The sequence below is a fragment of the Aeromonas sp. QDB18 genome, from assembly GCF_027705325.1.
GTDB lineage: Bacteria > Pseudomonadota > Gammaproteobacteria > Enterobacterales > Aeromonadaceae > Aeromonas > Aeromonas caviae.
Genome location: NZ_JAPDBQ010000173.1, coordinates 1 through 8,112, shown reverse-complemented (window position 1 = coordinate 8,112; position 8,112 = coordinate 1). Strand labels below are relative to the sequence as shown.

The window sequence follows — 8,112 nt, the reverse complement described above, 5'->3', positions numbered from 1 at the left end:
TGGGGCATGCAGTCGTGGCAAGCCCTCCGATGCCATATCGGCTCTTGAAGCTGGCTGAGGGTCATGGGTAATCAGGTCATGTTTTGTGCCGCCCTGCTCGGGGGCTGTGTATCCAACTCCGACGACCCTTGCGAGAAGGTGTGGAGCGACGTGGGAGAGGCGGACGGCAAGCTCGGTTTTGCTGGCGATCGGGTGGCATTTCACCAGACCCAGTGCGGGAAAAAAGTGGACGTTGCCCTTTGGGAGCTGGGTCGCCAGAAGGGGCTGGCCTGGTATTGCCGACCCGAGCATCTCTATCTGGCAGGACGGTCGGGAGAGGAGTATCGCGGCGTCTGTCCCAACGACGTGCAGGCCCGTCGCCTGTTTGAACAGGGTCGCCATGGCTGGACTGATCAATAAATCAGCCTTCCTCTCTCTTCTGAAATATTGCGTGAACCTCTTCGTGAGAAGAGGGACCTACCCTTCTTTATGCTTCAGCCGCAGCGGCTGGCACAGGTAATCCTTGTCATTGGCGCTGCGGGCACACTTGCCACACACGAATTTGGGTTTGCGCACAATCTTGCGCAGCGTCTTGAGATCGGCGGGGATCTCGTGACGGCGCCACTCACACAGCGTCTTGTGACCCATGACGTCCTCGACAGTGAATGCAACGGGTGAGAGGGGCAGGCCCCCTCCCGGTGTGGTTACTGGTACAGGTATTTGGTGAAGATGAGCTCGCGGACAGCCTTCTTGCCCGTCTCCTTGACCAGCAGCTCGTTGACCTTGGCCTCACACTCCTTGCGCAGCTCTTCCCGGTTCACCAGGGACTTGATCTGTGCGCCCGTCTTGCTGCCAATCAGCCGGATGATGGCGTCGCGGATCAGGGGGTCGTGCTGCTCCAGCAACTTGAGGTCGGCAGCGTCCGTGGCCATCAGCTCTACCGTCACCCGTACATAGCCGAGGGTTTTGCCGTCGCCAAGGTAGTTGGTGATGATGTCCGGATCCAGAGCGTGATAGGCGAATCCCGGCTGGACGGCGGAGGAGGCGGGATCGGTGGCCTCTTCCTCGTTGGCGAAGGCCTGTGTATTCAAGAGGGTACACCCCAGGGACAGCAGCAGAATTCTGAAGATCTTCATCTGGATGGCTCGGCAGCGACGGATGCCCCATTTTTGATGCTGCCATCGGGGCCGTCAAGCACGGATGTTCTTACAATTCGCCATTGATTTACGGATAATAAACCGGTTTTTAACCTGACAACGGAAATCTCCGGATGGTGAAGCTGTGAAGTCCGAGTTGACTGTTCCCCTCGCCCAGCTCGTCCCGTGGCGGGCGCCTGCAGAGTGCGAACCGCCCGAGGCGCTGCGTCCCTGGTTGCTGGAGGCCGATTCCATGACCCGGCGCCTGCGTCGTTACAATCATCACCTCTCGGTGCAACTGCTCGGCAATCGCGCCGTGTCGCTGACGGTGGACGAGCAGGCGCTGGTGGCGGTGTCGGCCACCGCGGGCATGTGCCGCGAGGTGATCCTGCACGGTGATGGCGGGCCTGCCATCCTGGGTTGGACCCTGTTTGCCGAAGCGGCCTTGCAGGGGGGCGGTTTGCAGGATCTGGGAGAGCAGCCGCTGGGAGAGCGCATTTTCGGTGAGGCACCGGCGCGGCGGGATCACCTGCAACTGGCCTGTTTCGAGATAGCGAGCAATCCCTGGTGTCCGGCCGCCACCGTATGGGGGCGTCGTTCCCGCCTGTTTCTGGGGCAATGGCCACTGCTGGTCCATGAACTTTTCCTGCCCTCGCTATCGTCTCATTCGTTGCCATCGGATAAGGAGCTGGAGTGAAGCTGTTAACCAAGGAGCGGGGACTGGCCTATGCGCAGTTGGCCCGCATCGACAAGCCCATCGGTACCCTGCTGCTGCTGTGGCCGACCCTGTGGGCGCTCTGTCTGGCGGCTGGTGGCCTGCCTGACCCCTGGATCCTGACCGTGTTCGTGGTGGGCGTTTTTCTGATGCGCTCCGCCGGCTGTGTCATCAATGACTATGCGGATCGCAACTTCGACGGTCATGTGAAACGCACCGCCGGGCGACCGCTGCCCATGGGGCGGGTCGCCGAGCGGGAAGTGCTGGTGCTGTTCGCCGTGCTGGCGCTTCTCTCGTTCGCCCTGGTGCTGACGTTGAACCCGCTCACCATCAGCCTGTCCTTTGCCGGTCTGCTGCTGGCGGTCTGCTACCCCTTCATGAAGCGCTTCATCCCCATCCCCCAGCTGGTGCTCGGCATGGCCTTCTCCTGGTCCATTCCCATGGCCTACGCGGCTCAGGCCAATGCCCTGCCGCCGGAAGCCTGGCTGTTGTTTCTTGCCAACCTGCTGTGGACCATCGCCTATGACACCGAGTACGCCATGGTGGACAGGGATGACGACCTCAAGCTCGGCCTGAAATCGAGCGCCATCCTGTTTGGCCGCCACGACAAGCGGATCATCGGCGCGCTGCAACTGGCGACCCTGCTGATCCTGCTGGGGGTCGGGCAGCTGATGGGGTTGGGGTCAGGTTATTACTGGGGACTGCTGGGGGCGGCGGCGCTGTTCGTCTACCAGCAGCGACTGATCCGGGAGCGGCAGCGGGAAGCCTGCTTCCAGGCCTTCCTCAACAACAACTACGTGGGGGTGCTGGTGCTGCTCGGGGTGATGGTTCACTACCTCTAACCCGCCCCCCTTCCTTGATGAAAAAAAGGCCGCATGATGCGCAATGCTGTTCACTTAAGAGAATTTGAGTTCCAGTCCACGTAGTATCAGGGCAAAAAATGAGGGAGGCATGATGCCTCCCTCTTTCTATTGCAAGCCACGCTGGATAAAGGCTGAAGGAACATCGACTGGAAACAGCCTTGCTCCCCCAACTCAAGTCGCATTTATGAATAATTAGTCAAAAATGTGCTTATCTGAACAGCATTGCGCATGATGCGGCCTTTTTGTTGGGTGTCGACGCCTCAGAGCCGGTTGCCCGCCTGGATGGTGCGGCGGATCTTGTTGCTGAGCAGCGGCACTATGTTGTCGGCCAATGCCTGGAAGCGGCCGAGATCCGGTTTGCAGCCCGGATCCAGATAGCCTTCGCTGCGCAGGGTGTGGATCAGGGTGCTGAACAGCTTCTGGTCGAAGAACTCGGGGGCGTTGATGCCGTGCAGGGTGCCGAGGCGCTCCGCCATCATCAGGCCGTCTGCTTCCAGTTGCTCCGCCTCGATGTGGGGTTGGGCCAGCATGCGGGTCAGCACTATGGCGTAGCGTTGCAGGGTCTCCTGAATGCTCTCGGCCAGCAGCAGCAGGCGCATCTGGTTGCCGGGGTTGACCCAGTAGCCGCCGTCGCGTGCCTCGACCAGTTGCTGGCGCAACAGCTCGGCCAGCAGGGCATCGATCAGTTCCGGCAGCTCGTCCTCTTCATAGCGCAGGAAGAGTTCGGTCTTGAGCAGGGGGTAGATGTCGACACAGCGGGCGACGATCTCGCTGCCGGAGATCCCCTCGCATCGCTCGATCAGGGCCGCCACCAGGGAGGGCATGGCGAACAGGTGCAGTATGTTGTTGCGGTAGTAGGTGAGCAGGATCGCCTGATAGCGGTCCAGGCTGATGATCTGGCCCAGCTTGTCCTCGCTCACCTCGAACTTGTTGAGCTCCATCGCCTGCTCCAGCAGGGTCCTGGCGTCCTCGTCCGGCATGGTGCTGTGCGGGCTGTAGGGCACCTGCTTGAGCAGGTCCAGATAGGTGTTGAGCTGGGCCTGGAGTTCGTCCCGGGTCAGGGCGTGGCGCTCGGCGGCCAGCAGGGCCAGGGCACTCAGGGTCAGGCCGTTGACGGCGGCGGCATCGTTGATGCGGGTCATCAGCAGCTCGGCCAGCTGGTTGACGGTGGAGGCCATCCACTCGGGACGTTCCTCCCGGCCGATGCTCTCCTTCCAGGTGGGTACATGTTCGCCGAGGTAGCTGTTGAGGGTCAGCGGTTCGCCGAAATTGACGAAGCCACGGCCATAGTTGCGCAGCTTGCGCAGGATGCCGAGCACCTGCAGGAAGCTCTCCTTCTCCTTGCGGCTCCCCTTGAGTTCGTTGTGATAGGTGTTCACCTCCATCACGTGCTCGTAGCCGAGGTAGACGGGGACCAGGGTCACCGGCCTGCCCAGCCCGCGCATCATGGCCTGCAGGGTCATGGCCAGCATGCCGGTCTTGGGGGGCAGCAGGCGACCCGTACGCGAACGCCCACCCTCGGTGAAGAACTCCACCGAGTAGCCCTTGGCGAACAGCAGGTTGAGGTACTCCCGGAATACCGTGCTGTAGAGCGGATTGCCCTTGAAGGTGCGGCGGATGAAGAAGGCGCCGCCGTGGCGGAAGATGGGGCCTGCCGGCCAGAAGTTGAGGTTGATGCCCGCCGCGATGTGGGGTGGCACCATGCCCTGGTGGTAGATGACGTAGGAGAGCAGCAGGTAATCCATGTGGCTGCGATGGCAGGGGACGTAGACGATCTCATGCCCTTCCTGGGCCAGCTGACGCACCTGCTCTGCTCCGTTGACCGAGAGGCCGCGATAGAGCTTGTTCCACAGCCAGCCGAGGAAGCTTTCGCCGAGGCGGATCAACCGATAGGAGAAATTGGAGGCGATCTCGTCCATGTAGCCGTGGGCACGCTTTTGCGCCTTCTCCAGGCTGATCCCTTCCCGTCTGGCCTCCTCCTCGATGGCCTGCTGGATCACGCTCGAATCCAGCAGTTGCTTGAACAGCAGGTTGCGGTTCGGCAACTTGGGTCCGGTGGCGGCCAGCTGCTGGCGGCTGAAGTGGGTGCGGGCCACCCGCGCCAGCTTGTGGGCGATGGCCTCGTCGGTGCCGTGCTTGTCCGCCATGTAGCGCAGGGAGAGGGGCGGGGAGAAGCGCACCAGGTTCTCGCGCCCTTTCAGGATCACGATCAGCGCCTTCTTCAGGCGGTTTGGCGCCAGGCTGCTGATGATGTTCCAGCCGGAGGCCTCCTCGCCTTCCCGGCCCGGGGCGCGGCCCCAGAACAGGGTGACGGGCACTACCTGGATGTCCAGCGCCGGATCCTGCTTGTGCAGGTCCAGCAGCTGGTGGAACTCCTGCAGGAAGGGGAGCGGCTTGTTGCGTGTGCCAAACAGGGGAGGCGGACGATCCAGACAGACGTAGCGTGGCAGCAGTTGACCGTTCAGCTCCAGCGGCGTGAAGGGGCCGGGCAGGCCGAGATCCTCGCAGCACTGTTGCAGGGTCATCAGGTCGGTGATCGAGCTGGTCTTCAGGGCATAGACGATGGGTCTGGCCGGATCCAGCTTGAGCTCGGTGATGGGGTTTTCCGGCAGGCTCTTGTGATTGACCAAGCCGCTGACCGGCCATTGCAGGATGGCTCTGGAAATCTTCTGTCCAAGGGACATGTGCGTCTGCTCTCCAAAAAAATGCGGCGTGAGCATAGCAAATCACCGACTACTTGTCGCCGAGAGGTACGATGAGTCGGCACTTCAGAGCGGGGGGAGGGACAAATGTGCGTCGGGTCGCGACAAATGCCAGTTGCGCCTTGCCTTGGCCCCAGCACTGTATATACTGCCAGTGTGCTGTATAAAAAGACAGGTGCCCATGCTATGAAACCCCTTACCCCTCGCCAGGCTGAAGTGCTCGAGCTCATCAAGGCGAACATGAACGAGACCGGCATGCCGCCGACTCGCGCCGAGATTGCCCAGAAGCTTGGCTTCAAGTCGGCCAACGCGGCCGAAGAACATCTGAAGGCCCTGGCCAAAAAAGGGGTCATCGAGATCATGCCGGGTACGTCCCGCGGCATTCGTCTGCTGCTCGAAGAAGAGGACGTGCAGCCTGAAGAAAACGGCCTGCCACTGATCGGCAAGGTGGCGGCCGGGGAACCCATCCTGGCCCAGGAACACATCGAGAGCCACTACCAGGTGGATCCCGCCCTGTTCCACCCGCGGGCAGACTTCCTGCTGCGGGTGCAGGGCATGAGCATGAAGAACATCGGCATCATGGACGGGGACCTGCTGGCGGTACACAAGACCCAGGAGGTACGCAACGGCCAGGTCGTGGTGGCACGTCTGGACGAGGACGTCACCGTCAAGCGCTTCCAGCGCAAGGGCAGCCAGGTGTGGCTGCTGCCGGAAAACGAAGAGCTCTCCCCCATCGAGGTGGATCTCGCCAGTCAGCACCTTACCATAGAGGGCCTGGCGGTCGGCGTGATCCGCAACGCCGACTGGATGTAAGCATCCGATGCGATGAAGAGGCCTCCTGCGGGAGGCCTCTTCATTTTCATCTGCCGATGGCATCTTCCTCCCCACCTTTTCGCTTCTCCTTCCTGTGCACACTGTCTCGCCGCACGACATGCATTTCGGATATATCCTTTGATAAGGCCCCTGTCATGGTCGGTGATCAGGGAAGGGGGAGTCGCACCGGGCAGTACGCCATGGCAGGGATGCATGATCGCCGGGTCGGTGCGCAGAAGGGAGAGTCGCCTCAGACTGGGGACTCGTACAGTCAGTACGCTGCCGTGGTTGGTTCGTCGTTGGGGACAAAGAGACCCGTCAGCGTGACCTGTTGAGCAAGGAGGACAGGTATGGCTTCAAGCTCGCCGTGGGATCCGGTGCCGGCCGCAGCGCCCGCATCTTCCATCACCCGATTCATCAAGGGCAGTCGGATGACATGGTTCTATGCGCTCTGGGTCTATCACAAGGGAGATGGTTGGACCATCTGGCTTGGGTGCCCCAAAGACAAGATTGTCCGGCTGGTTCGTCTGTTTCGCCGTCATCACGACATCGGATTGCCGGATGAGCCCTGGACTGCCCCCGTCATCACGCTGCGCGTCCCCCTGAGACGTGCCCAGCCGCAGCACAGGCTGCGGCCCTGATCCCTCTTCCTGTACAGACAAGAGCCCCGCCAGAGCGGGGCTCTTGTTTTGGCGCCGATGCGGCTTATCCATGGCACAGACGCTTTCCCGCCGGGATGCAAGACTAGCCAGCGGCGGGGGCGGGGTAAGCGTTCACCAGCCCCCCGTTGACAGTCGAATGTGACGATCATCTCTTGATCCCCTTTCGGGGGTTGATAGATCCTCCCAGCCCGTCAACATAAGCCCATGAACAAGAAAAAACTCTTCGAAAATGCAGCGCCTCAGGCGCACGACCTCCATGATGCCAACCGCATCATCCAGGAGCTATGGAACAAGCTACGGGAGTACGAGGACCTTCTGGCTCTCTCCTCTCGTAACTCATCCAAATCGCCATCCTCCGACTCCCCTGCGGCTAAGGCGGAGCGAAAAAAGTTACGACGCCTCGTGGCCGAAATCAGGTTGGCGCTCAACCTGGACACACGGGGCATCGACGAGAACTAAGCGAGTTGCAATCCACCGATCTGGTGGTTGCTTGCAAACCGGCATCCTGCTGCGCTGAGTGCGGCGGCGAGGTCGTGGCCAATGCCGCGCCATCCTTCCGCCACCAGGTGTTTGAGCTGCCCACGTTGCCGCTAGAGATCACCGAATATCAGCTATTCCACGGCCACTGCCGGCACTGCGATGCGCTCAGCAAAGGCGAGTTGCCCAAGGCGGCACCCAGCGGCCAGATGGGGCCGCGGTTGCTCAGCTATATCGCGGTGCTCGCGGGGCAATATCATCTGAGTGTGCGCAAAATTCAGAGTTTGCTGCGCGATCAGTACGGCATGACCTTTTCGGTCGGCGCCATCTCGGAAGCCCAGGGGCGGATCAGCTCGATGCTGACCCCCATTCATCAAGCGCTGAAACAACATATTCAGAAGGCGCCGATCATCCATGCCGATGAGACCACTCATCAGCGCAATGGTGAGTCGAATACGCGATGGCTGTGGTTGATGGCAACGACCGATGCGGTATTCCAGAACATTCGTTACTTCCGCAGTCAGGACAATGCCAAGCATCTGCTGGGGGCGGTGACCCACGGTGTCGTGGTCACCGACCAGTGCGCCAGTTACCACTGGCTGGATCCGACACGGCATCAATTCTGCCTGGCCCATGTCCAGCGCAATCTGCAAGAGATGGCGGACTATGGCGGTGGCGGCCAGACGGTCTATCTGGGTCGTCGGCTGGTCGTGCTATTCAAGACGGTATTTCGCACCCAGCATCGTTACGAGTCGGGGCTGATCG

The 8,112-nt window shown here is 61.2% G+C and carries 8 protein-coding genes and 1 pseudogene; 6 read left to right on the top strand and 3 right to left on the bottom strand.

The features are described 5' to 3' along the window. Positions 1–63 precede the first annotated feature (63 nt). The gene (locus OKC30_RS18640) at positions 64–399 is read left to right on the top strand and encodes a DUF2799 domain-containing protein (protein ID WP_270665184.1); all 336 of its coding nucleotides are present in this window, start codon (positions 64–66) and stop codon (positions 397–399) included. A gap of 57 nt (positions 400–456) precedes the next feature. Here OKC30_RS18640 and OKC30_RS18635 read toward each other — a convergent pair whose 3' ends face one another. Next, positions 457–627 (bottom strand): hypothetical protein, encoded by a 171-nt coding sequence (locus tag OKC30_RS18635; RefSeq protein ID WP_010672439.1) that lies wholly within the window; start codon positions 625–627, stop codon positions 457–459. A 56-nt stretch (positions 628–683) separates the two neighbouring features. Continuing rightward, positions 684–1,115 carry a flagellar basal body-associated FliL family protein gene (locus OKC30_RS18630; protein WP_010672440.1) on the bottom strand — a complete coding sequence of 144 codons (432 nt, stop codon included), beginning with the start codon at positions 1,113–1,115 and terminating at the stop codon, positions 684–686. A 145-nt stretch (positions 1,116–1,260) separates the two neighbouring features. Between OKC30_RS18630 and OKC30_RS18625 the strand changes: the two genes are divergently transcribed. After that, positions 1,261–1,812, top strand: a complete 552-nt coding sequence (locus OKC30_RS18625) for a chorismate--pyruvate lyase family protein (protein ID WP_160839558.1) — start codon at positions 1,261–1,263, stop codon at positions 1,810–1,812. Next, complete coding sequence (ubiA, locus tag OKC30_RS18620) at positions 1,809–2,672, top strand: 4-hydroxybenzoate octaprenyltransferase (protein ID WP_160839557.1); 864 nt, start codon at positions 1,809–1,811, stop codon at positions 2,670–2,672. The genes OKC30_RS18625 and ubiA overlap by 4 nt, the downstream gene beginning before the upstream one ends. Positions 2,673–2,953: 281 nt before the next feature. On the opposite strand, the gene plsB is transcribed toward ubiA, so the two are convergent. Then, a complete protein-coding gene (gene plsB / locus OKC30_RS18615) occupies positions 2,954–5,377 on the bottom strand; it encodes a glycerol-3-phosphate 1-O-acyltransferase PlsB (RefSeq protein ID WP_160838557.1) in 2,424 nt (807 codons plus the stop codon). A 204-nt stretch (positions 5,378–5,581) separates the two neighbouring features. On the opposite strand from plsB, the gene lexA reads away from it, so the two are divergent. The 3 genes and pseudogenes from lexA to OKC30_RS18600 all read left to right on the top strand — a co-directional run. Beyond that, a complete protein-coding gene (gene lexA, locus OKC30_RS18610; RefSeq protein WP_010672444.1) occupies positions 5,582–6,208 on the top strand; it encodes a transcriptional repressor LexA in 627 nt (208 codons plus the stop codon). Positions 6,209–6,558: 350 nt separating this feature from the next. Next, positions 6,559–6,849, top strand: coding sequence for a hypothetical protein (locus tag OKC30_RS18605; protein ID WP_160838555.1), 291 nt, complete (start codon positions 6,559–6,561; stop codon positions 6,847–6,849). 225 nt (positions 6,850–7,074) lie between these two features. Beyond that, a pseudogene (locus OKC30_RS18600) lies at positions 7,075–8,112 on the top strand (IS66-like element ISAeme24 family transposase); the annotation flags it as partial.

Excerpts from the sequence above, each read along its gene's own strand:
- OKC30_RS18640 (WP_270665184.1), top strand. The coding sequence starts at position 64 with ATGGGTAATCAGGTCATGTTTTGTGCCGCCCTGCTCGGGGGCTGTGTA.
- OKC30_RS18635 (WP_010672439.1), bottom strand. The coding sequence starts at position 627 with ATGGGTCACAAGACGCTGTGTGAGTGGCGCCGTCACGAGATCCCCGCC.
- OKC30_RS18630 (WP_010672440.1), bottom strand. The coding sequence starts at position 1,115 with ATGAAGATCTTCAGAATTCTGCTGCTGTCCCTGGGGTGTACCCTCTTG.
- plsB (WP_160838557.1), bottom strand. The coding sequence starts at position 5,377 with ATGTCCCTTGGACAGAAGATTTCCAGAGCCATCCTGCAATGGCCGGTC.
- lexA (WP_010672444.1), top strand. The coding sequence starts at position 5,582 with ATGAAACCCCTTACCCCTCGCCAGGCTGAAGTGCTCGAGCTCATCAAG.
- OKC30_RS18605 (WP_160838555.1), top strand. The coding sequence starts at position 6,559 with ATGGCTTCAAGCTCGCCGTGGGATCCGGTGCCGGCCGCAGCGCCCGCA.